The organism is Hydrogenophaga sp. (genome assembly GCF_026125825.1).
Classification (GTDB): domain Bacteria; phylum Pseudomonadota; class Gammaproteobacteria; order Burkholderiales; family Burkholderiaceae_C; genus Hydrogenophaga.
On the sequence record NZ_JAHCKK010000043.1, the window covers coordinates 12,786 to 36,981 of the forward strand.

Consider the following 24,196-nt stretch of genomic DNA (forward strand, 5'->3'; position numbering starts at 1 on the left):
TCGGCCCATGCATTCCAGTGTCCACCAGGCCATCGCCACCGTCTGGCGCCTTGAGTCCGCCCGCATCACGGCCAGCGTGGCGCGGGTGGTGCGCGACATTGGCGTGGCCGAGGAGCTCGCGCAGGATGCGCTGGTGGCCGCGCTGGAGCACTGGCCCAGGGACGGCGTGCCCGACAACCCCGCCGCCTGGCTCATGACCACCGCCAAGCGGCGCGCCCTGGACCATCTGCGCCACCGCCAGATGGCCGATGAGAAGCACGACGGCATCGCCGCCGACCTCGAAGCCCTGGGCGCCAACCACGTGCCCGATTTCGTGGACGCGCTGGATGAGGCGCGGCAGGACGACATCGGCGACGACCTGCTGCGCCTGGTCTTCACCGCCTGCCACCCGGTGCTCTCCACCGACGCGCGCGTGGCCCTCACGCTCAAGCTGCTGGGTGGGCTCACCACGCACGAGATCGCGCGCGCCTTCCTGGTGCCCGAGGCCACCATTGCGCAGCGCATCGTGCGCGCCAAGCGCACCATCAGCGAGGCTGGCGTGCCGTTCGAGGTGCCGCGCGGCGACGCCCTGGGCGAGCGCCTGGCGTCGGTGCTGGAGGTGGTGTACCTGGTGTTCAACGAGGGTTACACGGCCACCAGTGGTGGCGACTGGATGCGCCCGGCGCTGTGCGATGAGGCGCTGCGCCTGGGCCGCATGCTGGCCGGTATCGCGCCGCAGCAGCCCGAAGTGCATGGCCTGCTGGCGCTGATGGAGATCCAGGCCTCGCGCACCGCCGCGCGCACCGATGCCAGGGGCCGTCCGGTGCTGCTGGCCGACCAGGACCGCCACCGTTGGGACCACCTGCTGATCCGGCGTGGCCTGGCTGCGTTGGACCGCGCCGACCTGCTTGGCGCCGAACCAGGCCCCTACCATCTGCAGGCGGCCATCGCGGCCTGCCATGCGCGCGCCGTGCGCCCGGCCGACACCGACTGGGCCCGCATCGCCGAGCTGTACGGTGAATTGGCGCGCGTGGCGCCTTCGCCGGTGGTCGAACTCAACCGCGCGGTGGCCATTTCGATGCATGCCGGGCCGGCCGCCGGCCTGGTGCTGGTGGACGCGCTGCTGAAGAACAAAGCGCTGCGCCAGTACCACTGGCTGCCCAGCGTGCGCGGCGACCTGCTGGCCAAGCTGGGGCGCGACGGCGAGGCGCGCGCCGAGTTCGAGCGCGCCGCCGATCTCGCCGGCAACGAGCGCGAAAGGCAATTCCTGCTCGATCGCGCCGCTGCATTTCGCATTTCGTGATTGATCTCTCTCGAATTGCCTCTTGCGCGGCCCATTTCAATACCGCCGCAGCGGGATGCACGGCTTTATCGCCTATATTCGGTCCGCCCTGAGTTCAGGGAATTCAAAACATGGATCCAATCATTCATCGGGAGGTGATCAACGTGCTACGTTTTATTTCTGCTGCGGCCATCGTCATTCTGTTCTCTGGTTGCGCATTCACTCCGCAGGCGGTTGTCATTCAGCCCAAAGTGGAAGGCCCAGCCTCCAACATTGGAAAAAACCAAGACCTGCCGCTGACGGTGGTGGACGAAAGGCCCCGGCAGACCATCGGCACGCGGGGTGCACGCGGCGTCGGTGCCGAAATGACCATTGATGGAAATATTTCGAACATTGTGCGAAATGCGCTGGCCGAAGGCCTGGCCCAGCAGAAATTCAAGGTGACGGCGCCGGGCGTCAATGCCGCCAGTGAGCTGCGGGTCGAGATTCGAAATCTTGACTACGGTGTCACCGTTGGCTTCTGGGCCGGTTCGTTGAGGGTCGATGTGGGCCTGAAGGCGATTTGCTCTCGGGGCAATGCCCGCCCGTACGAAATGCTGCATCGCGGCGAGCACAACGAAAGCGTGCAGGTGGTGCAATCCCCGGAGGCCAACAACGCTTATGTCAGCGCCGCGGTGTCCCAGGCGGTCAATTCATTGCTGAAAGACGAGCAGCTGATGAAGTGTCTGGCGCCCTGAGACGCGCCACGAACGGGTGAAGGGTTGAATGGGGTGGTCAGCAAGTCTGCCCCATTTACCCCGGGAATCTGTCAGGTGAAAGCCCTCATGGCGCAACCGGTGGCCGGGGTTGACACTAGTTCACAACGCCGCACACTGCCGCCATGGAACACGATCCGCCCGATTTCCGCACCGAGCCATTTCGCGGTTCCAACCACGCCCCGCTTGATCCGCAGACGGAGGCCGACGTCATCGTCGTCGGTGCCGGCCCCGCCGGCCTGGCGGTGGCGGCCTGCCTGGTGCAGCGCGGGCACAGCCCGCTGGTGATCGACCGCGCGCAGGACATCGCCTCGTCCTGGCGCCATCACTACGAGCGCCTGCACCTGCATACCGTCAAGAGCCATTCGGCCCTGCCCGGGCGGCCGTTTCCCGACGACGCGCCGCGTTACGTGCCTCGCCAGGGCGTGGTGGATTACCTGGTTGCCTACGCGCGGCAGCATGGGATCGAACCCATGCTGGGGCTGAACGTGACGGCCATCGAACCCCGGCAGGAACCGGGCGCGCCCTGGCAGGTGGTGCTGGCTGGCGGGCGGCGACTGTCGGCCAACCACGTGGTCGTGGCCACCGGCGCCAACCGGCAGCCGCGCGCTCCCCGGCTGCCGGGCGAGGACGTGTTCCAGGGTCGCCTGCTGCACAGCCGCAGCTACCGCAACGCCGCGCCTTTCCTGGGCCAGCGGGTGCTGGTGGTCGGCATGGGCAACACGGGTGCCGAGATCGCGCTGGACCTGGTGGAGCACGGCGTGCGCGCCGCGCTCTCGGTGCGTTCGCCGGTGAACATCGTGCGGCGCGACGTGCTCGGCCGGCCCACGCAGCTCTCCAGCCTGGTGCTCAGCCGACTGCCCGCGCCGCTGGGCGACGCGCTGGCGGTGCTGCTGCGCAATCTCACCGTGGGCGATCTGCGCCGCCATGGCCTGCGCAGTGCAAGCGTCTCGCCGCTGCGCCAGCTGCGCGAGGAGGGCAAGACGCCGGTGATCGACGTCGGCACCGTCAAGCGCATCAAAGCCGGTGACATCCAAGTCTACCCCGGCATCCAGCGCCTCACGGGGGGCGGGGTGCGCTTTGCCGACGGCAGCGAACACCCATTCGACACCGTGCTGCTGGCCACCGGCTACGACCCGGCGCTGGGCGAGCTCTTTCCGCACACCGCCCTGCCGCTGGACGAGCGCGGCATCCCTTTGCCGGTCAGCGGTGAGGGCGCGCTCGAGGGCCTGCATTTCGTGGGCTTTGACGTGCGCCAGCCCGGCGGCCTGTTGCGCACCATCGCCCAGCAGGCGCCTGGGGTGGCGGACCGCATCTCGATGCGGCAGGTGAACGGAGGCCGGCATGCGTGAGGCGCGCACCCACATCGAGATCGGCAAGCACGAGACCTTTCTGGCCACCGAGCCGCTCGAAGGGGGCAGCCTGGAATGGATGCTGGACATCGGCACCCGTGCGCTGGGCAGCGGCCCCTTCAAGCACACGCCACCCACGGCGCTGGAGATCGAGACCGCGATCGAACATGTGGAAAACGCCGTGATGCCGCTGTTGCGCCAGTTGCCACGGGGCTCCCAGCTGGTGACGTCGGACGCCGCCGCGCACGAGTTGCGCCGGCTGGTGCACGAGCGCGAGGCCGGCTCCGCGCTGCTGCTGATCGACGACATCGAGCAGGTGTTCAACCAGATCGCGGCGGTTTCGCTTGGGCGGCCCGTCGCTTCATCGGGCCTGCCGCCGCAGCCCGACTTCGCCGCCTACGTGCTCATCCTGCGCGAGACCATGCACCACCTCGGCTTCGCATCGCTGATGCTGCTGCCACCCCACGACTGACCCCTCCACGCCATGCCCCATCCCGACACGCTCGAACGTTTCATCGCCCTGGTGGAGCAGAACGCCCATGACCAGGCCATCGAAGAGTTTTACGCGCCCCACGCCAGCATGCAGGAAAACCAGGCCCCCCCGCGCGTGGGCCGTGACCAACTGCTGGCCAGCGAACGCCAGGTGATGGCGCGCGCGGCGTCCATCAGATCGCGCTGCGTGCGCCCGGTGCTCGTCAACGGTGACCATGTGGTGATCCGCTGGAAGTTCCGCTTCGTCTGGCGCGACGAGTCGGTCACCGAAATGGAAGAGCTGGCCTGGCAGCGCTGGGAGGGCGAGCGCATCGTGTCCGAGCAGTTCTTCTACGACCCGGCGCAGCGCACGCCGCAACCGCCGGCCGGGGTGGCGATATGAGTGCGGACAACGAGCCGCAGGAATTCCTGGTGATCTCGCGCGGGCAGTGGGACGCCGACAAGTCGCCCGAGGAGATCCAGGCCGCGATCGACCGCTTCTACGCCTGGCACGGCGAGATGGTGGCCAGGGGTGTGATGCGCGCAGGCCAGCGGCTGGCGCGCGAGGGCCGGCTGGTCACGCGCGAGCGCATCGTGGATGGGCCCTTCGCCGAGGCCAAGGAGGTGGTGGGCGGTTTCTGGTTTGTGCGCGCGGCCAGCCTGGAGGAAGCGGCGCGCCTCTCGGCTGGCAACCCCTGCCTGGCCTGCGGCCTGCAGTACGAGATCCGGCCCTTCGAGCCGGTGCGCGCCAGCGCCTATGCGCTGACGAGCGAGACGCCCAGGTCCTAGTCGTTGGCCTTGAAGCCGGTGGCCTGGACGACCCGCGCCCAGCGCGCCGTCTCGCTCGCGATGGTGGCCGCGAAGGTCTCGCCGTTTTCCTGCGGCACGTCAAAACCCTGTGCTTCGAGCTTGGCCTTGTAGTCCGCGTCTGCCTGCGCCTTGACGGCGGCGGCCTGGATCTGGTCCATCACCGCCTTGGGCGTGGCCGACGGAGCCATGAGGCCGAACCACACGGTGGCGCTCAGGTCCGGGTAGCCGAGCTCGGCCAGGCTGGGCACCTGGGGCAGGAACCGGGTGCGCTCGCGCGACGTGACCGCGATGGCGTGGAGCTTGCCGCTTTGCAGATGCGGCAGCGCCCCCTGCAACTGCGCGAAACCCAGCCGCACCTGGCCGCCGAGCAGGTCGGTGATCTGCGGCGCGCTGCCTTTGTAGGGCACGTGCACCATGTCCAGCTTGAAGCGCTCGTTGAGCTGGAAGCCCAGGAAATGCGAGGGCGTGCCCGGGCTGAACGAGGCGTAGGTGACCTGACCCGGGTTGGCCGCCACCCACTTCACCAGATCGGGCAGGGTCCTGGCCGGCACGGAGGGGTGGGTCACCAGCACCAGCGGGTTCTCGACGCCTTTGGCGATCGGCTTGAAGTCCGACTGCTTCCAGCGCAGCGCCGGGTAGACCGAGGGGTTGATGGTGAACATGGCCTGGGTGCTGATCCACAGCGTGTGGCCATCGGCCGCCGCGTTGCGCACCTGCTCGGCGCTGAGGTTGCCGTTGGCCCCGCCCTTGTTCTCCACCACGAAGGTGCCGCCGGTCTGTTTCGCCAGTTGATCGGCGAGCGCGCGCCCGTACACGTCCACCGCGCCGCCCGCAGGCGTGCCCACGACCAGCGTCACCGGCTTGACCGGCCAGGCCTGGGCGAGGGCGTGGGGCGCGGCCAGGCCGGCCAGGAGGGTGAACAGGGCGGCGCGCAGCGAGCGCGGGCCGCAGGAAGCGAAACGGGGCGATGGCATGGGATGTCTCCAGAGGAATGTTCGATGGCCTCTTTCCAATCTATGCGCTCTCGGATTGGTTGACCAATACAACTATGCTCAGGGTATTCACGGGTGGAGCCGATGTGTGATGGGTGAACTCTTTCTCTACCGCCTGACCCGCCTGCAGGCGGTCGCTGTTGCGCCGGTCGGGCGGCTGTGCCAGGCGCGCTATGGCGTCTCGCGCCGCGAATGGCGGCTGATCGTGGTGCTGGCGCGGCACGGCCCGGTGCTGTCGTCGGAGCTGGCGGACCTCGCGCAGCTGGACCGCGCGCGCACCTCGCGCATCGTCACGACCCTGGTCGACCTCAGGCTCGCCGCGCGCGAGGTGATACCGAGCGACCGCCGGCAGGCGAGGGTCTCCCTGACGGACAAGGGCCGCGCGCTGTACGACGAGTTTCTGCCGGTGGTCGTGGAGCTCAATCGGCAACTGCTGCAGGCGCTGGAGCCTGGGGAAATCGCGCAGCTCGACGGGTTGATGGACCGCCTGGCCGAGCGCGCGAAGGCCAACCTGGCGGCGCTGGACTTGCCCAAGCAGAGGCGATCGCGCCCCGTGCGGCGCTAGCGCCCGCCGCCGTTGCGGCCCTTCGGCTGTGGCTGCGTCGGCCAGGCCTGCATGCGGAAGGCCTCGACGAGGAAGTCGATCAGCAGCCGAACCTTGGGCGAGACGAACTTGCGCGAGGGATAGACCACGTACACGCCCAACTCGATGGAGCGGTACTCGGGCATCAGCTCGACCAGCGTGCCGGCCTGCAGGTCCGGGCCCACGAGGAACGAGGGCTGCAGCACGATGCCCTGGTGGCGCAGGGCCGCGAGGCGGCAGGTGTCGCCGTTGTTGCAGCGCAGCCGGGGCGAGACTTTCACCGTGACCGCTCCCTGGGGCCCGGTGAAGCTCCAGTGGTCGCCCATCGAGAACAGGCTGTAGGCCGCCACCTGGTGCTGAGCCAGTTCGGCAGGATGGCGGGGCGTGCCATGCTGGCGCAGGTAGCCGGGCGAGGCGCACAGCACCAGGCGCGTGCTCGCGATCTGGCGGCTCACCAGGCTGGAATCGGGCAGGCGCGCGATGCGCACCGCCAGGTCGAAACCTTCCTCCACCAGATCGACGACGCGGTCGGACAGGGTCACGTCCAGCGTGAGCTTGGGGTGGCTGGCCATGAAGGCCATCCACAGCGGCGCCAGGTGCAGCAGGCCGAAGGTGAAGGGCGCGTTCACTCGCAACAGCCCGGTGGCCTCACCGCTGCGCGAGGTGATCTCCGCCTCGGCCTCGTCCACCGAGGCCAGCACCTCCTTGCAGCGCGCGTGGAACACCTCGCCCTCTGGCGTGAGCGAGAGGCGCCGCGTCGTGCGGTTGAGCAGGCGCACGCCCAGGTGGGCCTCCAGCTCCGCCACGTGCCGCGACACCGCCGCCTTGGACATGGGCAACGCGTCCGAGGCCGCGACAAAGCTGCCGGCATCCACCACCGCCACAAACACCCGCATGGCTTCAAGTCGGTCCATTTGTCTCTTTATTTGGAACAGTCTGTCTCATTGAACCATGTTTATATCTTTGTGTGGAACTTTTAAAGTCCTTGCATCGATGTTTTGAAAGACCCGCCATGAACCGCCTGCCCACCTTGTTTGTCTCTCACGGCGCGCCCACGTTCGCGCTGGAACCTGGCCTGGCCGGCCCGAAACTTCAGGCGCTGGGCGCTGCGTTGCCCCGGCCCAGGGCGGTGCTCATCGTCTCGCCGCACTGGATGACGCGCGGCGCGCGCGTGGGCCTGAGCGAACAGCCCGCCACCATCCACGACTTCGGCGGCTTCCCACAGCCGCTCTACGAAATCACCTACCCGGCCACCGGGCACGCCGAGCTGGCCCGCCGCACGCTGGACGCACTGACGAGCGCAGGCTGGCCGGCCCAAGGCGAGGAACACCGGGGCCTGGACCATGGCGCCTGGGTGCCGCTGCTTTACCTGTATCCGGACGCCGACGTGCCGGTGTTCCAGGTCTCGCTGCCGCACGGGCTGGACGCGGCCGGTGCCTGGGCCTTCGGGCAGGCGCTCGCGCCGCTGCGCGACGAGGGCGTGCTGGTGATCGGCTCGGGCAGCCTGACCCACAACCTCTACGAATTCCGCAGCGGGCATGGCGACGACGCGGCTTATGCCGCCGAGTTCGTGGCCTGGGTGCGCGAGGCCGTGCGCCAGGGCGACAGCGCGCGCGTGCGCCGCACGCTGGACGACGCGCCGCATGCGCAACGCGCCCACCCGACCACCGAGCACTTCCTTCCCTTGCTGGTGGCGGCCGGCGCGGCCGGCGAGGGCGCTGCCGCCGAGGTGATCGATGGCGGCATCGCGCACGGTGTGCTGTCGATGGACAGTGTTGTCTTCGGCGCGCCCACGCCGCTGCCACAGCACTGACACACACGGCCGGTCCAATCGGACCATGCGAACCGTCGACCTGATCTACTTCAACGCCGGTGGCGGCCACCGCGCCTCGGCCCTGGCGCTGGAGGCGGTGCTGCGCGAACAGGCCATCCCCTGGAACGTGCGGCTGATCAACCTCTTCGAGGTGCTCGACCCCAAAGGCAAGTTCCAGCAGATGACCGGGAGCGCGCCGGAGGACTGGTACAACCGGCGCCTGGCGCGTGGCTGGACCATCGGCATGGCGCAGGAACTCAAGCTGTTGCAAGGCCTGATCCGCCTGGCACACCCCATGCTGCTGCGCCAGCTGCAGCAGCACTGGCTGCGCACCGAGCCGGACCTGGTGGTCTCGCTGGTGCCCAACTTCAACCGCGCCATGGTCGAGAGCCTGGGTGCGTCCTTGCCCGGCGTGCCCTACGTCACCGTGCTGACCGATCTGGCCGATGTGCCGCCGAGTTTCTGGATCGAGCGCGACCCGCGCCAGCACCTCGTCTGCGGCACGCCGCGCGCGGTGGAGCAGGCGTTGGCGCTGGGTCGCGCGGCCGAGCGGGTGCACGCCACCTCCGGCATGATCATCCGCCCCGAGTTCTACCAGCCCCTGCGGCTGGACCGGGAGCAGGAGCTGCGCCAGCTCGGGCTGGACCCTTCGCGGCCGACCGGCATCGTGATGTTCGGCGGCCATGGTTCCAAGGCCATGCGGGGCATCGCAGAGCGCCTGAGCGCCAGCACGCAATTGATTCTGATCTGCGGCCACAACAAGGCCCTGGCTGCGCGGCTGCAGGCGCTGCCGCGCAGCGCGCCGCGCTGCGTGGTGGGTTTCAGCACCGAGGTGCCGCGCTACATGCGCTTGGCCGATTTCTTCATCGGCAAGCCCGGGCCGGGCAGCTTGAGTGAGGCCGTGCAGCAGGGCCTGCCCGTCATCGTGGTGGACAACGCCTGGACCATGCCGCAGGAGCGCTACAACGCGCACTGGGTGCGCGAGAACGGCCTGGGCATCGTGCTGCGCAGCTTCCGGGGCATCGAGGCGGCGGTGGCGCGGTTGATGGCGGACCTGGAGGGCCACCGTGCCCGTGTGCGCCGCATGGACAACCGCGCGCTGTTCGAGATCCCGCAGATTCTCGAGCGCGTGCTGGAGGAGGCGCAGGCCGCGGTGCAACCGCCCGCGTTCGGCAAGGTGTGAATCGGCGCGCCGTGCGCTGATGCGGTCAAAAATCTCAAGGTCGAGACGCCAAGGCTCATGGTGAGACCGCAGGAAAAGGAGGAGCAACCGCATCGGCTGCTTTTGTCTCGCAAGCGAAAGAAGCCTTCGGTGGCATCCCTGAGTCGGGATCTGGGCTTCACCCGAAAAAAGGAGACACCGATGGCGTTCGCTTGTTTGACGGCAACGACCTAAGTGATGAGGCCACGGACCGCTGCATCGGCTTCAACTGCCGGAGCAAGTCGGAGCGACGAGATCACGGGTGGTATCGACGGCTGGAGGTCACGCAGCCGATATCCGGGCAGGTAACAGGCCGCTTTATTTTTACCAAGCACGTGCTTGCTAAAATTAAACCATGCTGCTATCGTGCCGCGCATGAGCCTGGCCGATACCGAACTTCCCCCCACCGCCGAGGTGCCGCGCCGCCCGCGCGGGCGTCCGCGCAAGACCGCCGATGAACGCGACGACGGCAACCGCCGCCGCGAGCTCGTGGCCGGTGCGGCCCGCCTGTTCCGCCAGCAGGGCTTTGCCGCCACCAGCACGCGCGACATTGCCGCCGCCGTGGGCATGCGCTCAGGCTCGCCCTTCTATCACTTCGAAAGCAAGGAAGCCCTGCTCGGCGCCGTGATGCTCGAAGGCATGCAGGGCGCGCTGCGGCGTCAGCAGGCCGCGCTGGCCGGTCTGCCACCCGGCGCCCCGCCTCGCGAGCGCCTGCGCGTGCTCATGCGCAACCACTTCGATGTGCTGCTGGGGCCGGACAGCGATTTCATTCCGGTGATGCTGTACGAATGGCGCTCGCTCAACACCGCGCAGCGCGGCGAGGTCAATCAGCTCAAGGACCGGTATGAGGGCGACTGGGTGCCTGAGCTCGAAGCGCTGCACGCGCAAGGCCAGCTCGGCGCCGATCCGGCGCTTGCACGTCTCATGATCTTCGGCGCGCTCAACTGGTCGGCCCAGTGGTACGTGCCGCCCTCGGGCCGCAGCGCCAAGGCGCGTGCGCGCGTCTCGCTCGACGAGCTCACCGAATCGGCCTTGAAACTTTTTCTGAAGGAGCCGGCATGAGCACCACTTCCCACTACCGTTCCGCCTTCGCGCCGGACCTGCTGCGCGCTCGCGTGGTCGTGGTCACCGGCGGCGGCTCGGGCATCGGCCGCTGCACCGCGCACGAACTCGCCAGCCTGGGTGCGCACGTGGTGCTGATCGGCCGCAACCTCGCCAAGCTGCAGGACACGGCCGGCGAGATCGTGGCCGACGGCGGCCGCGCGAGCTTTCATGCCTGCGACATCCGCCAGGAAGATTCGGTGCGCACGGTGGTGACCGCGATCGTGGGGGCGCACGGCCGCATCGATGGGCTGGTGAACAACGCCGGCGGCCAGTACATCACCCCGCTGGAAAACATCAGCGCCAAAGGCTGGCAGGCGGTGATCGACACCAACCTCACCGGGGGCTTCCTGTTCTCGCGCGAGTGTTACGTGCAGAGCATGCAGGCCAACGGCGGCGCCATCGTCAACATCGTGGCCGACATGTGGGGCTCCATGCCCGGCATGGGCCACAGCGGCGCGGCGCGCGCGGGCATGGTGAACTTCACCGAGACCGCCGCGCTGGAATGGGCCCGCAGCGGCGTGCGCGTGAACGCCGTGGCGCCGGGCTACATCGCCTCCAGCGGCATGGATCACTACCCGCCCGAGGCCGGTCCCATGCTGCGCGAGATGCGCGAGACGGTGCCCGCCGGCCGCTTTGGCAACGAAGCCGAGACCTCGGCCGCCATCGTCTTCCTGCTCAGCCCTGCGGCCAGCTTCATCAGCGGCACGGTGCTGCGGGTGGACGGAGCGCGCCCGCAGGTGCGCATGGGCTGGGGCCAGGTGGCCGCACCGGCCGAGGCCCAGGGCCGCGACGCCGTCAAGCCTTTCGACGGTTTTCATCGCTACGTCGTTCCCAAGGTCTTCCAATGAGTTTTGAATCGTCCTTCAACGCCCAGAGCCCGCAGGCGCACCAGAGGCGCGACGCCATGCTCGCGCGCATTGCCCACTTGCGCGCGCTCGAAGACCGCGCCGCCATGACCTCTGCGAAATCCAGGCCGGTGTTCGACAAGCGCGGCCAGCTTCTGCCTCGCGAACGGGTGGCTTTGCTGCTGGACCCGGGCGCACCCTACGTGCCGCTGTGCACCCTGGCCGGCTATTTGCAGGACACAAAGGACCCGGAGAAGTCGGTGCCGGGCGGCGGCATGGTGGCGGGCATGGGCTTCATCGGCGGCGTGCGCTGCATGGTGGTGGCCAGCGACTCGGGCATCGATGCCGGTGCGATCCAGGCGCGCGGGCTGGAGAAGATCCTGCGCGTGCAGGAGATCGCGCTGGAGAACAAGCTGCCTTTCGTGCACCTGGTGGAGAGCGCGGGCGCCAACCTCACCAAGTACAAGGTGGAAGGCTTCGTGCTCGGCGGCTCGCTGTTCCGCAACCTCGCGCGGCTGTCGGCGGCGGGTATCCCCGTCATCACGGTGCAGCACGGTTCGGGCACGGCGGGCGGCGCCTACATGCCGGGCCTGTCCGACATCGTGGTCATGGTGCGGGGGCGTTCGCGCGCCTTCCTCGCCGGGCCGCCCTTGCTGCTCGCGGCCACCGGGGAGGTGGCCACCGAAGAAGAGCTGGGCGGCGCCGAGATGCACACCGGCGTCTCGGGCCTGGGCGAGTACCTGGCCGAGGACGACCGGCAGGCCCTGGGCATCGCGCGCGATCTGGTGCAGCGCATCGGTTGGCAGGGCGGGGCGGCCACGCCCGCGCCCGAGCCGGTGTTCGAGCGCGACGAGCTGCTGGGCCTCATGCCCGCCCACCACCGCGAGCCGGTGGACATGCGCGAGGTCATGGCGCGCATCGTGGACGGCTCCGACCTGCTCGAATTCAAGGCGCTCTACGGTGCGGCCACGCTGTGCGTGCAGGCGCGCATCGGCGGCCATGCGGTGGGCCTCATCAGCAACAACGGCCCGATTGACGTGGCGGGCGCGAACAAGGCTGCGCACTTCATCCAGTGGATGTGCCAGCTCGGCCACCCCCTCATCTACCTGCAGAACACCACCGGCTACATGGTGGGCAAGGACAGCGAGCAGGGCGGCATGATCAAGCACGGCAGCAAGATGATCCAGGCCGTGACCAACGCCACCGTGCCGCAGATCACCATCCAGTGCGGTGCCTCGTTCGGCGCGGGCAACTATGGCATGTGCGGGCGCGGCTATGCCCCGCGTTTCCTGTTCAGCTGGCCGCAGGCGAAGACGGCGGTGATGGGCGGCGAGCAGGCTGCGCGCACCATGCAGATCGTGGCCGAGGCCGGCATGGCCCGCAAGGGCATCACGCCCGACCCGGTGCAGATGCAGGCCCAGTTCGACCAGATCGTCAACGTGTTTGAAAGCCAGGCCGACGCCTTCCACACCAGCGGCCTGGTGCTCGACGACGGCGTGATCGACCCGCGCGACACCCGCGCCGTGCTCGCCTTCTGCCTGGACACCTGTGCCGAGGCCGCCGCGCGCGAGCCCCGGCGCATGCAGTTCGGCGTGGCGCGCATGTAGCCCCCCTTCCCTTGCCATTGGAACCCCAGACGGAGACAAGACCATGCAGCTCAGCCACGAACACCGCGAAGTGCAGAAAACCCTCAAGCGCTACATCGACGAGCACATCAATCCGCATGTGGACGAATGGGAAGCGGCGGAGATGATGCCCGCGCACGAGATCTTCAAGGGCCTGGGCAAACTGGGCCTGCTGGGGCTGACCAAGCCCGAGGCCTACGGCGGTGCGGGGCTGGACTACAGCTACAGCATGGCCATGGCCGAGACCCTGGGCCACATCCATTGCGGCGGCGTGCCCATGGCCATCGGCGTGCAGACCGACATGGCCACGCCCGCGCTCGCTCGCTTCGGCAGCGAGGCACTCAAGCGCGAGTTCCTCGCGCCGGCCATCGCGGGCGACATGGTGGGCTGCATCGGCGTGAGCGAGCCCGGCGCGGGCAGCGACGTGTCGGCCATCAGGAGCGTGGCGCGCAAGGACGGCGACGACTACCTCATCAGCGGCCAGAAGATGTGGATCACCAACAGCCTGCAGGCCGATTGGATGTGCATGCTGGTCAACACCAGCGACGGCCCCGCGCACAAGAACAAGAGCCTGGTGATGGTGCGCATGCGGGAGAACGGCGAGCTGGTCAAGGGCATCGAGGTCGCGCAGAAGATCAGGAAGATCGGCATGAACAGCAGCGACACCGGTCTGATCTATTTCGACGAGGTGCGCGTGCCGCAGCGCAACCTGATCGGGACCGAAGGCGCTGGCTTTCTCTACCAGATGCAGCAGTTCCAGGAAGAGCGCCTGTGGTGCGCGGCCAGCACGCTGCAGAGCCTCACCAACTGCATCGGCTGGACGGTGGAGTGGGCGCAGGACCGCAAGCTCTTCGGGGCCAGCCTGGCCGACCAGCAATGGGTGCAGTTCAAGCTGGCCGAACTCAAGACCGAGGTGGAGAGCCTGCGAGCGCTGACCTACCTGGCGGTGGAGCACTACGTGGCCGGGGAGGACGTGACCGAGTGGGCCACCATGGCCAAGCTCAAGGCCGGCCGGCTCAACCGCATCGTGCCCGACACCTGCCTGCAGTTCTGGGGCGGCATGGGTTTCACCTGGGAGAACAAGGTCTCGCGCATGTACCGCGACGGTCGCCTGGCCTCCATCGGCGGCGGTGCCGATGAGGTGATGATGGGCATCCTGAGCAAGATCATGGGCATCGCCAAGAGGCCGGCGAAATGAGCGGCGCGCCTTTTCTGGTCGAGCGCGCGGGCGACGTGGAGCGCTGGATGCTCAACGACCCGGCCACGCGCAATGCGCTGAGCGACGCGATGGTGGTGGGCCTGTACGAGGCCTGCCTGCGTGCCCAGCAGGATTCGACGCTGCGGGTGGTCATCCTCACGGGCGCACCGGGCGCCTTCAGCGCGGGGGGCAGCCTGGGCCGATTTGCCAGCGCCATCGGCCAGCCGCTGCAGCCCGGGGAGGACGACCCCCTGGTCGCGCTGAACCGGGGTTTCGGCGATGTGCTGCATGCGCTTTGCGCCTTGCCGCAGTGGCTGGTGTGCGCGGTGGATGGCGCGGCCGTGGGAGGCGGCTTTGGCTTGCTGTGCTGCGCGGACCACGTGATCGCCACCGAAGGCTCCAGCTTCGCCACGCCCGAGGTCACGCTGGGCCTGCCGCCGGCGCAGATCGCGCCCTTCGTGTGGCAGCGCCTGGGCGACGCGGGCGCGCGCCAGTGCCTGTTGCAAGGCCGCATGTACCGGGCGGCCGAAGCGCAAGCGTTGGGCCTGGTGGACGAGGTGGTGCCCGACGGTGCGCTCGCGGCCGCGCTGCCCGAGCGCGTGCAGGCCATGAAGCGCGCCGCCCCGGGCGCCGTGGCCAGCACCAAGCGCCTGCTGCAGCGCCTGCGCGCGGCCACGCCGGACCTGCGCAGCGAGGCGGCCATCGCCTTCGCCAGCGCGCTGCGCGGCCCGGAGGCTGCGGGCGGCCTGAACGCGTTCGCGAAGAAGCAGCCCGCGCCCTGGGTGGATGAGCCCTCACGCTCCAGCGATGCGCGGCAGCCCGGCGCCGGCTCATCCGAGGCCGGCGCATGAAACGGCTGCTGATTGCCAACCGTGGCGAGATCGCCCGGCGGATCATCCGCACCGCGCATGCCATGGGCATCGAGACCGTGGCGGTGTTCGCCGAGCCCGACGCCGGTGCCCTGCACGTGCGCGAGGCCGGCAGCGCCTACGCGCTGGGTGGTTCGGCCTCGGCCGATTCCTACCTGCGCGTGGACCGCCTGCTGGACGCCGCGGTGGCCACCGGGGCCGACGCGGTGCACCCGGGCTATGGCTTCCTGAGCGAGAACGCCGACTTCGCGCAGGCCGTGATCGACGCCGGCCTCACCTGGGTCGGTCCACCGCCCTCGGCCATCCGCGCGCTGGGCAGCAAGTCTGCCGCCAAGGCGCTGGCCGCGCAGCACGGCGTGCCTTGCCTGCCGGGGTACTTTGGCGACGACCAGCGCGACGAGACCTTTGCGGCCGAGGCCCGGCGCGTGGGCTTTCCGCTGATGCTCAAGGCGGTGGCCGGTGGCGGTGGGCGCGGCATGCGCCTGGTGCACGAGGCCGCGCAGTTGCTGCCCGCGCTCCAGGGTGCGCGGTCCGAGGCGTTGTCGGGATTTGCCAATGGCGACCTGCTGATCGAACGCGCCCTGCTGCGCCCCAGGCACGTGGAGGTGCAGGTGTTCGCCGACGCGCACGGCCACTGCGTGCACCTGGGCGAGCGCGATTGCTCCGTGCAGCGCCGGCACCAGAAGATCATCGAGGAGGCGCCCAGCCCGGCCGTTTCGGCCGAATTGCGCGAACAGCTTGGCCGCTGCGCGGTGGCGCTGGCGCAGGCCGCGGGCTACGTGGGTGCGGGCACGGTGGAGTTCCTGGTGGACGGGCAGGCGTTCTTCCTCATGGAGATGAACACCCGGCTGCAGGTGGAACACCCGGTGACCGAAGCCCTCACCGGGCTTGACCTGGTGGAATGGCAGCTGCGCATCGCGCGCGGCGAGCCGCTGCCCCTGGCCCAGGCCGCCATCGCGTTCAACGGCCACGCCATCGAGGTGCGCCTGTGCGCCGAAGACGAACACCACACGCCGCACACTGGCCGCGTGCATCGCTTCGCGCCCCCGCCCTTGCCGCCCGGTCTGCGCTTCGACCACGCGCTGGAGAGCGGGAGCGAGGTCAGCCCCTATTACGACGCCATGCTCGGCAAGCTCATTGCCCACGCGCCGAGCCGCCGGGAGGCGATCGACCGCCTCGCCCACGCCCTGGACCAGACCGTGGTGCTGGGCCTGTCCACCAACCGCGCCTTTCTCGCGGCCTGCCTGCGCCACCCCGTGTTCCACGAAGGTGGCGCGCTCATTCCCTTCCTGGCCGAGGAGGGCGACACCGTGCGCGCCATGCTGCAGCCGCCACCGGACGCCGTGCTGGCGGGCGTGCTCGCGGCGGTGTTCGGTGCGCGGGCGCCCGCCGCCGCGCTGCCATGCCCCTTCGCCCGCCCGCTGCGCTGGCGGCACGGCGACCAGGTGCTGGACCTGGCGCTGCAGGAGCAAGGGCAGGGCGCCCTGAGCGTGGACTGGGGCGAGCGCCGCTTGTCGGCGCGCGTGGTCCCGGGCCGCGTGGTCATCGGCGGGGTCAGCTGGCTGGTGAGCGCGGTGCCGCTGGGGGCGGGCCGCTGGCAGGTGCAGGCCGGCGCCCACACCCTGGCGCTCACCGACCTCAGCCTCGCGCCGCGCGAGCGGACCGGCGGGGCATCTGCCGCGCGCGAACTGCGCGCGCCGTTCAACGGCAAGCTCATCGCGGTGCACGCGCAACCGGGGGCGGCCTTCGCCCGGGGTGAGCCGCTGCTGGTGATCGAATCCATGAAGCTGGAGCACACCCTGGCCGCGCCGCGCGACGTCACCGTGGAAGCGCTCTCGGTGGCGGCGGGCCAGCAGGTCGCGCCCGGGCAATTGCTGGTGACCTTCGCCGCATGAACACCGCCGACGCCACCTTCACCACCGAGGACCGCGCCGCGCTCGTGGACACCGTGCGGCGCTTCGCCACGCAAGCCATCGCCCCGAACGTGCCTGCCTGGGAAGACGCGGGCGAACTGCCGCGCTCGCTGCACCGCGAGGCGGCCGGGATCGGCCTGCTCGGCCTGGGCTACCCCGAGGCCCTGGGTGGCACGCCCGCGCCCTGGAGCGCGCGCAACGCCATGTCGCGCACGCTCGCCCGTTACGGCGGCAGCGGCGGCGTGATGGCCAGCCTCTTCACCCACAACATCGGCCTGCCGCCCGTGCTCGCGCATGGCACGCCCGAGCTGCAGCAGGAGGTGATTCCGCCCGTGCTGCGTGGCGAGAGGATCGCGGCCCTGGGCATCACCGAACCCGGTGGCGGCTCCGACGTGGCGGCCCTTCGCACCACCGCGCGGCTCGAAGGCGACGAGTACGTCATCGACGGCGAGAAGGTCTTCATCACCTCCGGCATGCGCTGCGACTGGATCACCCTGGCGGTGCGCACCGATGCGAAAAGCAAGGGCGCCAGCGGCATCTCCATGGTCGTGGTGCCCTGCGATGCCCCCGGCGTCTCGCGCAGCGCGCTGCAAAAGATGGGCTGGCTGTGCTCCGACACCGCGCACCTGCGCTTTGACGGCGTGCGCGTGCCCGCGCGCTACCGCCTGGGCGCCGAGGGGGCGGGGTTCCGCATGATCATGGGCAATTTCAACGGCGAGCGCCTGGCCATGTCCGCCATGGCGCTGGGCTTTGCCGAAGCCTGCCACGACGAAGCGCTGGCCTGGGCCCGGCAGCGCAGCACCTTCGGCGCGCCACTGATCGAGCGCCAGGTGATCCGCCACAGGCTGATGGACATGCAGATGCGCATCCGCTCCACCGAAGCCTGGCTGGAGGCGCTGGGCGCGCGCGTGGACGCCGGCGATTCGGGTGCGGACTGGGTGGCCAGCGTCTGCCTGCTCAAGAACCACGCCACCCAGGCCATGCAGTTCTGCGCCGATGCCGCGGTGCAGATCCTCGGCGGCATGGGCTACATGCGCGGCACGGTGAGCGAGCGCGTGTACCGCGAAGTGAAGGTGATGATGATCGGTGGCGGCGCCGAGGAAATCATGAAGGAGCTCGCCGCACGACAATGGGGCCTATGAGCCAACACACCGCCTCCGCCGCATGCGCACCGGTCGAGTTCGAACCCGAATTCATCGCCGAACTCAAGGACCTGTTCGAAAACAAGATCGTCTTCAACCGGGTGCTGGGCCTGAAGATCGAGGACATCCGCCCCGACCGCGTGACTGCGCGCATCGACATGAAGCCCGATCTGATCGGCCACTACCAGCACGGCCGCGTGCACGGCGGGGTGGTCAGTGCCGCCCTCGACGCCATGGGCGGCCTGGCCTGCGTGGCCGCCAATGGTGCGCGCCACATGAACGAAGAGCCGCTGCAGCGCCTGCAACGCTTTGCCAAGCTCGGCACCATCGACCTGCGCATCGACTACCTGCGGCCCTGCGTGGGCGAGTACTTCAAGCTGAGCGCCGAGGTGTTGCGGCTGGGCTCGCGGGTGGCGAACACGCGCATGGCGTTCGAAGGGGCGGATGGGAAGCTGCTGTGCGTGGGGGCAGGGGCTTACATCGTCTCCTGACGAAGGCCGGGTTCGCCGTGCCTGCTTCCCCGCCCGGCAGGCGCCGGCGGGGCCCGTGAACCTTCTGCGCAAGCCGTGGTCAGAAGCGGTGACAGGCCGTTGCGGGTGGCTATCATCTGGCGTTCGTGCCTGCGATCACGCAGCCAGCGTCGGCGTTGCCAGAGAGGCTGATGCTTGACCAGCCACCGGCCGGCCTTCTGCCTCTCTCCTACGTCTTCCATCCGCTTTCATGTCCGCAACTGAGCCTTCTCCCGCCGCTGCGCGCCCGCCTTCCCGTCTGTCCTGGCCGCGCCGGCTGTTGTGGCTGGGGCTGTTCCTGGGCGTCGGCTTCGCGGCCTGGTGGTTCCTGCTGCGCCCGCCGCCGCAGCCGCCGGCTGCGCCGAGCGCCTGGCGCGGTCCGGTGGCGGTGCGGGTGGAGCCCGCGCGCACCGAGGACTTCACGGTGCAGTCCCGCGCGGTGGGCACGGTGGCGCCGTACAACACGGTGACGGTGCGCAGCCGGGTGGATGGCCAGCTGGCGCGTGTGCTGGTGCGCGAAGGTCAGAAGGTGACCCGCGGCCAGCTGCTGGCCGAGATCGATCCCGAGCCCTTGCGCGTGGCGCTGTCCCAGGCGCAGGGCCAGCAGCAGCAGAACCTGGCCCAGCTGCGCAACGCCGAGAGCGAACTGGCCCGCTATGAGGGCCTCTTCAAGCGCGACGCCGTGGCCCGCCAGGTGCTCGACCGCCAGGCCGCGCTGGTGCAGCAGTTGCGCGGCACGCTCAAGTCCGATGAGGCGCAGGTGGAAAACGCCCGGCTGCAGCTGTCTTACACGCGCATCGTCGCGCCCATCGCCGGCCGCGTCGGTCTGCGCCGGGTGGACGCGGGCAACCTGCTGTCGGCCAACGACGCGAATGGCCTGTTCACGCTGACGCAGACGCAGCCGGTGTCGGTGGTGTTCAGCGTGCCCGAACCCCAGGTGGCGGAGGTGCGCGCCGCGCACGACGGCAAGAACCCGCCCACCGCCGAGGCCTGGGACCGCGACAACCGCAGCCGCCTGGCCGTGGGCCGGCTGGACACGCTGGACAACCAGATCGACGCCGCCACGGGCACGCTGCGGCTCAAGGCGCGCTTCGAGAACGCGGACGATGCGCTGTTTCCCAACCAGTTCGTGAATGTGCGGCTGGCCTTGCGCCAGCTGCCTGGCGCGGTGACCATCCCCACCGACGCGGTGCAGCACGGCTCGCGCGGCAGCTACGTGTATGTGATCGCCGACAACAAGGCCCAGGTGCGCGACCTCACGCTCGGCCCCGCCAGCGGCGGGCGCACCGTGGTGCTCAAGGGGCTGGCCAGCGGCGAACCGGTGGTGCTCGAAGGCCTGGACCGCCTGGAGAACGGCCGCGCGGTGAACGTGGTGCAGGCGCCGCCGCTGCCCGCCAGCTCGCCGCTGGCGCCGGAGGCCGACCAGCCGGGGGCACCCGCCACCCCGGCGCGCTGACAGGGGCGCTCGCCGATGTCCGCCGCCGCCGCACCCCTCTCCCTCTCGCGCCCCTTCATCCTGCGGCCGGTGGCGACCTCGCTGCTGATGCTGGCCGTGCTGATCGCCGGTTTGCTGGCCTGGCGCCAGTTGCCGGTGTCGGCACTGCCGCAGGTGGACTACCCGGTAATGCAGGTTTTCACCTTCCAGCCGGGCGCCAGCCCGGACGTGACCGCGCGCACCGTCACCGCGCCGCTGGAGCGCCGGCTTGGCCAGATTCCGGGTTTGTCGCAGATGTCGTCCACCAGCTCGGGCGGCGCATCGGTGATCACGCTCAAATTCGCGCTGGAGGTGGACCTGGGCGTGGCCGAGCAGGACGTGCAGGCCGCGCTGCAGAGCGCCAACAGCCTGCTGCCCTCGGACCTGCCTGCGCCGCCGATCTACCGCAAGGTGAACCCGGCGGACGTGCCCATCCTCACGCTGGCCATCGGTTCGGACACGCTGCCGCTGCCGCGCGTGGTGGACATGGTGGACACGCGCATGGCGGGCCAGCTCTCGCGCCTGCCGGGCGTGGGCCTGGTGAGCCTGGCAGGCGGGCAGCGCCCGGCCATCCGGGTGCAGGCCAACAGCCGGGCGCTGGCTGCCAACGGGCTCACGCTGGAGGAACTGCGCACCGCGATCGCGGCGGCCAACAACAACCAGCCCAAGGGCAGTTTCGACGGCCAGTTGCGCAGCACCATGCTGGATGCGAACGACCAGCTGCGCTCGGCGGCGGAGTACCAGCGCCTCATCGTGGCCTGGCGCGACGGCGCACCGCTGCGCCTGGCCGACGTGGCGCAGGTAGTGGAGGGCGCGGAAGACCGCTTTCTCGCGGCCTGGGCCGGCATGGCCTGCGCCGAGGGCCAGACCGGTGGCTGCGGCCTGGCGCCGGCCGTGTTGCTGAACATCCAGCGCCAGCCGGGCGCCAACGTGATCGCTGTGGCCGACCAGGTGCGCGCGCTGCTGCCGCAGCTCACGGCCACGCTGCCGGCCAATGTGAAGGTGCAGATCGTGTCCGACCGCACCGAGAGCATCCGCGCCTCGGTGCGCGACGTGCAGAAAGAGTTGCTGTTCGCCATCGCGCTGGTGGTGCTGGTGACCTTCGTCTTCCTGCGCACGCTGCCGGCCACGCTGATTCCCAGCGTGGCGGTGCCGCTGTCGCTGGTGGGCACCTTCGCGGCCATGCTGCTGCTGGGCTATTCGCTCAACAACCTGAGCCTGATGGCGCTGACCATCGCCACCGGCTTCGTCGTGGACGACGCCATCGTCATGCTGGAGAACATCGCGCGCCACCGCGAAGAGGGTGCGGGCCCGATGGAGGCCGCGCTCAAGGGAGCGAGCGAGATCGGGTTCACGCTGGTCTCACTCACGGTTTCGCTGGTGGCGGTGCTGATTCCGCTGCTGTTCATGGCCGATGTGGTGGGCCGCCTGTTCCACGAGTTCGCCGTCACGCTGGCCGTGGCCATCGCCATCTCGCTGGTCGTCTCGCTCACGCTCACGCCCATGATGGCCGCGCGCATGCTCCAGCAGGCGCCCGCGCACGCTGAGGGCCGGCGCGACTGGCTCAGCGGCACCATCGATCGCTACGGGCGCGGGCTGGACTGGGTGCTGGCGCACCAGCCGCTGGCGCTGCTGGCCATGGCCGCCACGCTGGTGCTCACCGCGCTGCTCTACCTGGCCGTGCCCAAGGGCTTCTTTCCGGTGCAAGACGCCGGTGCCATTCAGGTGGTGACCGAAGCGCCGCAGAGTGTGTCCTTCGGCGCCATGGCCGAGCGGCAGCAGGCGCTGGCCAAGGCGCTGCTGGCCGAGGCGCCGGTGCAGAGCATCTCGTCTTTCATCGGCGTGGACGGCAGCAACGCCACGCTCAACAGCGGTCGCATGCTGCTGACCCTGGCGCCCCATGCGCAACGTTCGGTCTCGGCCGGCGAGCTGATCGAGCGGCTGCGCGAACGCGCGCGCGACGTCGGCGGTATCGAGGCCTGGTTCCAGCCGGTGCAGGAACTGGGCATGGAAGACCGCGTCAGCCGCACGCAATACCAGTTCACGCTCAGCTCGCCCGACAGCGCGCTGCTGGGCGAATGGACCGCCCGCCTGCTGGCCGCACTGAAGGAGCGGCCAGAGCTCATTGACGTGGCCAGCAACCTGCAGCGCGAGGGGCTGCAGGCCTACCTGGAGATCGACCGCGACGCGGCCGCCCGCCTGGGCCTGCGCATGGCCGACATCGCCTCCGCGCTGCAAAGCGCATTCGGCCAGCGGCAGGTCAGCACGCTGTTCACCCACGCCAGCCAGTACCGCGTGGTGCTGGAGAGCGACGACGCCAGGCAAGGCGGTCTGCAGGCACTGGAAGGGGTGTATGTGCAGCCCGCCGGGGCCGGGACGGGTGCCAAGCCGGTGCCGCTGTCGGCGGTGGCTCGCGCGGTGGAGCGGCGCGCGCCGCTGGCCATCGAGCACCAGGGCCAGTTCCCGTCGGTCACGCTGTCGTTCAACCTTGCGCCCGGGCATTCTCTGGGCGAGGCCGTGGCCGGCATCGAAGCCGTGCAGCGGCAGGTGGAGCTGCCGGTGGCCGTGGAGCTGGCCTTCCAGGGCGCGGCCGAGGGCTTTCGCAACTCGCAGGCCAACACGCTGTGGCTGATCCTGGCCGCCGTGGTGGTGATGTACCTGGTGCTGGGCATGCTGTATGAGAGCGCGGTGCACCCGCTCACCATCCTCTCCACCCTGCCCTCGGCCACCGTGGGTGCCCTGGCCGCGCTGCTGCTGGCCGGTCGGCCACTGGACCTGATTGCGGTGATCGGCATCGTGTTGCTGATCGGCCTGGTGAAGAAGAACGGGATCATGATGGTGGACTTCGCGCTGGACGCGCAGCGCCGCCTGGGCCTCTCGCCGCGCGAGGCCATCCACCGCGCCGCGCTGCTGCGCTTTCGCCCCATCCTCATGACCACGCTGGCCGCGCTGTTTGGCGCGGTGCCGCTCATGCTGGCCAGTGGTTCGGGCGCCGAGCTGCGCCAGCCGCTGGGCATCGTGATGGTGGGCGGGTTGATCGTGAGCCAGGTGCTCACGCTGTTCACCACGCCGGTCGTCTACCTGGCGTTCGACCGGCTGGCGCGCCGACGCGCCGGCAGCGCATGAACGCGCTCGCGCGCTTCTTCATCCGCCGCCCCATCGGCAGCGTGATGCTGGCCGTCGGCATCGTGCTGGTCGGCCTGCTGGCGTGGCGGTTGCTGCCGGTGTCGCCGCTGCCGCGCGTGGACTTTCCGGTGATCCAGGTGCGTGCCAGCCTGCCGGGCGCCAGCCCCGAGAGCATGGCCTCCACCGTGGCCGCGCCGCTGGAGCGTGCGCTGGGCAGCATCGCGGGCGTGGCGAGCATCCGCTCCAGCAGCAACCAGGGAAGCACCAGCGTCACGCTGCAGTTCAACCTGGACCGCGACATCGACGAAGCCGCGCGCGAGGTGCAGGCGGCCATCAACGCCTCGCGTGGCCAGCTGCCCTCTGGAATGACGGGCAACCCGAGCTACGTGAAGGTCAATCCCTCGCAGGCGCCCATCATGGCGCTGGCCTTGTCCTCGCCCCGGCTGCCGCCGTCGGCGCTGTACGACAACGCGGCCACCGTGCTGGCGCAGAAGCTGGCGCAGATCGTGGGCGTGGGGGAGGTCACGGTGGACGGCTCCTCGCTGCCCGCCGTGCGGGTGCAGGCGCGGCCCGAGGCGCTGTCGCACCAGGGCCTGTCGCTGGACGACGTGCGCCAGGCCATCGCGCAGGCCAATGCCTGGCGCCCGCTTGGGCAGACCGAGCAGGGCGCCCAGCGCTGGCAGATCGCGCTGCCTGTGCCGCTGCGCACGGCGGCCGATTTCTCGCAGCTGGTCGTGCGCAGCGAGGGTGGGGCGCTGGTGCGCCTGGCCGACGTCGCCGAAGTGACGGACTCGGTGGAGAACCGCTACACCGCCGGCTACCACAATGACCGCCCCGCCGTGGTGCTGCTGGTGAGCCGGCGCGCCGGTGCCAACATCGTGCAGACCATCGACGCCATCCACGCGCAGATGCCGCAACTGCGCGCGCTGCTGCCGGCCGACACCGAACTGCGGGTGGTGATGGATCGCTCGCCCGGCATCCGGGCCACGCTGCGCGAAGCGCAGTTCACGCTGGTGCTCTCCTGCGTGCTGGTGATGGCCGTGGTGTGGGCCTTCCTGGGCAGTGTGCGAACGGCGCTGATTCCGGCGCTGGCCTTGCCGGTGGCGCTGATTGGCGCTTTCGCGGTGATGTGGTGGCAGGGTTTCTCGCTCAA

General features: G+C 69.8%; 22 protein-coding genes. 20 read left to right on the forward strand and 2 right to left on the reverse strand.

Annotated elements, in window-relative coordinates:
* Positions 1-7 precede the first annotated feature (7 nt).
* The 6 genes from KIT86_RS14560 to KIT86_RS14585 all read left to right on the forward strand — a co-directional run bounded on the left by KIT86_RS14560 (position 8) and on the right by KIT86_RS14585 (position 4,628).
* On the forward strand, positions 8-1,282 hold the full coding sequence (locus tag KIT86_RS14560; RefSeq protein ID WP_297399554.1) for an RNA polymerase sigma factor: 1,275 nt from the start codon (positions 8-10) through the stop codon (positions 1,280-1,282).
* 110 nt (positions 1,283-1,392) lie between these two features.
* Positions 1,393-1,998 (forward strand): YajG family lipoprotein, encoded by a 606-nt coding sequence (locus KIT86_RS14565; protein ID WP_297399556.1) that lies wholly within the window; start codon positions 1,393-1,395, stop codon positions 1,996-1,998.
* 143 nt (positions 1,999-2,141) lie between these two features.
* Entirely contained in the window at positions 2,142-3,368 is a 1,227-nt protein-coding gene (locus KIT86_RS14570; RefSeq protein WP_297399558.1) for an NAD(P)/FAD-dependent oxidoreductase, read from the forward strand.
* The gene (locus KIT86_RS14575; RefSeq protein WP_297399560.1) at positions 3,361-3,840 is read left to right on the forward strand and encodes a hypothetical protein; all 480 of its coding nucleotides are present in this window, start codon (positions 3,361-3,363) and stop codon (positions 3,838-3,840) included. The genes KIT86_RS14570 and KIT86_RS14575 overlap by 8 nt, the downstream gene beginning before the upstream one ends.
* A 12-nt stretch (positions 3,841-3,852) precedes the next feature.
* On the forward strand, positions 3,853-4,242 hold the full coding sequence (locus tag KIT86_RS14580; protein ID WP_297399562.1) for a nuclear transport factor 2 family protein: 390 nt from the start codon (positions 3,853-3,855) through the stop codon (positions 4,240-4,242).
* A complete protein-coding gene (locus tag KIT86_RS14585) occupies positions 4,239-4,628 on the forward strand; it encodes a YciI family protein (RefSeq protein ID WP_297399564.1) in 390 nt (129 codons plus the stop codon). The genes KIT86_RS14580 and KIT86_RS14585 overlap by 4 nt, the downstream gene beginning before the upstream one ends.
* Here the strand turns inward: KIT86_RS14585 and KIT86_RS14590 are convergent.
* Entirely contained in the window at positions 4,625-5,623 is a 999-nt protein-coding gene (locus KIT86_RS14590) for a tripartite tricarboxylate transporter substrate binding protein (RefSeq protein WP_297399566.1), read from the reverse strand. The genes KIT86_RS14585 and KIT86_RS14590 overlap by 4 nt on opposite strands.
* A 109-nt stretch (positions 5,624-5,732) precedes the next feature.
* Here KIT86_RS14590 and KIT86_RS14595 point away from each other — a divergent pair, with 109 nt between their 5' ends.
* Positions 5,733-6,206, forward strand: a complete 474-nt coding sequence (locus KIT86_RS14595) for a MarR family transcriptional regulator (RefSeq protein WP_297399568.1) — start codon at positions 5,733-5,735, stop codon at positions 6,204-6,206.
* On the opposite strand, the gene KIT86_RS14600 is transcribed toward KIT86_RS14595, so the two are convergent.
* Positions 6,203-7,138: a LysR family transcriptional regulator gene (locus KIT86_RS14600; protein WP_297399570.1), complete on the reverse strand. Its 936-nt coding sequence runs from the start codon at positions 7,136-7,138 to the stop codon at positions 6,203-6,205. The genes KIT86_RS14595 and KIT86_RS14600 overlap by 4 nt on opposite strands.
* A 98-nt stretch (positions 7,139-7,236) precedes the next feature.
* Here KIT86_RS14600 and KIT86_RS14605 point away from each other — a divergent pair, with 98 nt between their 5' ends.
* The 13 genes from KIT86_RS14605 to KIT86_RS14665 form a co-directional block, all read left to right on the forward strand.
* Positions 7,237-8,037 (forward strand): class III extradiol ring-cleavage dioxygenase, encoded by an 801-nt coding sequence (locus KIT86_RS14605; RefSeq protein ID WP_297399572.1) that lies wholly within the window; start codon positions 7,237-7,239, stop codon positions 8,035-8,037.
* A gap of 25 nt (positions 8,038-8,062) precedes the next feature.
* Positions 8,063-9,220, forward strand: coding sequence for a glycosyltransferase (locus KIT86_RS14610; RefSeq protein ID WP_297399574.1), 1,158 nt, complete (start codon positions 8,063-8,065; stop codon positions 9,218-9,220).
* A 393-nt stretch (positions 9,221-9,613) separates the two neighbouring features.
* Complete coding sequence (locus KIT86_RS14615) at positions 9,614-10,300, forward strand: TetR/AcrR family transcriptional regulator (protein ID WP_297399576.1); 687 nt, start codon at positions 9,614-9,616, stop codon at positions 10,298-10,300.
* Complete coding sequence (locus KIT86_RS14620; protein ID WP_297399578.1) at positions 10,297-11,190, forward strand: SDR family oxidoreductase; 894 nt, start codon at positions 10,297-10,299, stop codon at positions 11,188-11,190. Before KIT86_RS14615 ends, KIT86_RS14620 begins: the two co-directional genes overlap by 4 nt.
* A complete protein-coding gene (locus KIT86_RS14625; protein ID WP_297399580.1) occupies positions 11,187-12,794 on the forward strand; it encodes an acyl-CoA carboxylase subunit beta in 1,608 nt (535 codons plus the stop codon). The genes KIT86_RS14620 and KIT86_RS14625 overlap by 4 nt, the downstream gene beginning before the upstream one ends.
* 43 nt (positions 12,795-12,837) lie before the next feature.
* On the forward strand, positions 12,838-14,010 hold the full coding sequence (locus KIT86_RS14630; RefSeq protein ID WP_297399582.1) for an acyl-CoA dehydrogenase family protein: 1,173 nt from the start codon (positions 12,838-12,840) through the stop codon (positions 14,008-14,010).
* Positions 14,007-14,861 carry an enoyl-CoA hydratase/isomerase family protein gene (locus KIT86_RS14635; protein WP_297399584.1) on the forward strand — a complete coding sequence of 285 codons (855 nt, stop codon included), beginning with the start codon at positions 14,007-14,009 and terminating at the stop codon, positions 14,859-14,861. Before KIT86_RS14630 ends, KIT86_RS14635 begins: the two co-directional genes overlap by 4 nt.
* On the forward strand, positions 14,858-16,774 hold the full coding sequence (locus KIT86_RS14640; protein ID WP_297399586.1) for a biotin carboxylase N-terminal domain-containing protein: 1,917 nt from the start codon (positions 14,858-14,860) through the stop codon (positions 16,772-16,774). The genes KIT86_RS14635 and KIT86_RS14640 overlap by 4 nt, the downstream gene beginning before the upstream one ends.
* Entirely contained in the window at positions 16,771-17,934 is a 1,164-nt protein-coding gene (locus tag KIT86_RS14645) for an acyl-CoA dehydrogenase family protein (RefSeq protein ID WP_297399588.1), read from the forward strand. The genes KIT86_RS14640 and KIT86_RS14645 overlap by 4 nt, the downstream gene beginning before the upstream one ends.
* Positions 17,931-18,425 carry a thioesterase family protein gene (locus KIT86_RS14650; RefSeq protein ID WP_297399590.1) on the forward strand — a complete coding sequence of 165 codons (495 nt, stop codon included), beginning with the start codon at positions 17,931-17,933 and terminating at the stop codon, positions 18,423-18,425. The genes KIT86_RS14645 and KIT86_RS14650 overlap by 4 nt, the downstream gene beginning before the upstream one ends.
* A 229-nt stretch (positions 18,426-18,654) precedes the next feature.
* Positions 18,655-19,899 (forward strand): efflux RND transporter periplasmic adaptor subunit, encoded by a 1,245-nt coding sequence (locus tag KIT86_RS14655; protein WP_297399592.1) that lies wholly within the window; start codon positions 18,655-18,657, stop codon positions 19,897-19,899.
* Between the two features lie 15 nt (positions 19,900-19,914).
* Positions 19,915-23,043, forward strand: coding sequence for an efflux RND transporter permease subunit (locus tag KIT86_RS14660; RefSeq protein WP_297399594.1), 3,129 nt, complete (start codon positions 19,915-19,917; stop codon positions 23,041-23,043).
* A partial coding sequence (locus tag KIT86_RS14665; RefSeq protein ID WP_297399596.1) for an efflux RND transporter permease subunit occupies positions 23,040-24,196 on the forward strand: 1,157 nt, incomplete at its 3' end. The genes KIT86_RS14660 and KIT86_RS14665, both read left to right, overlap by 4 nt.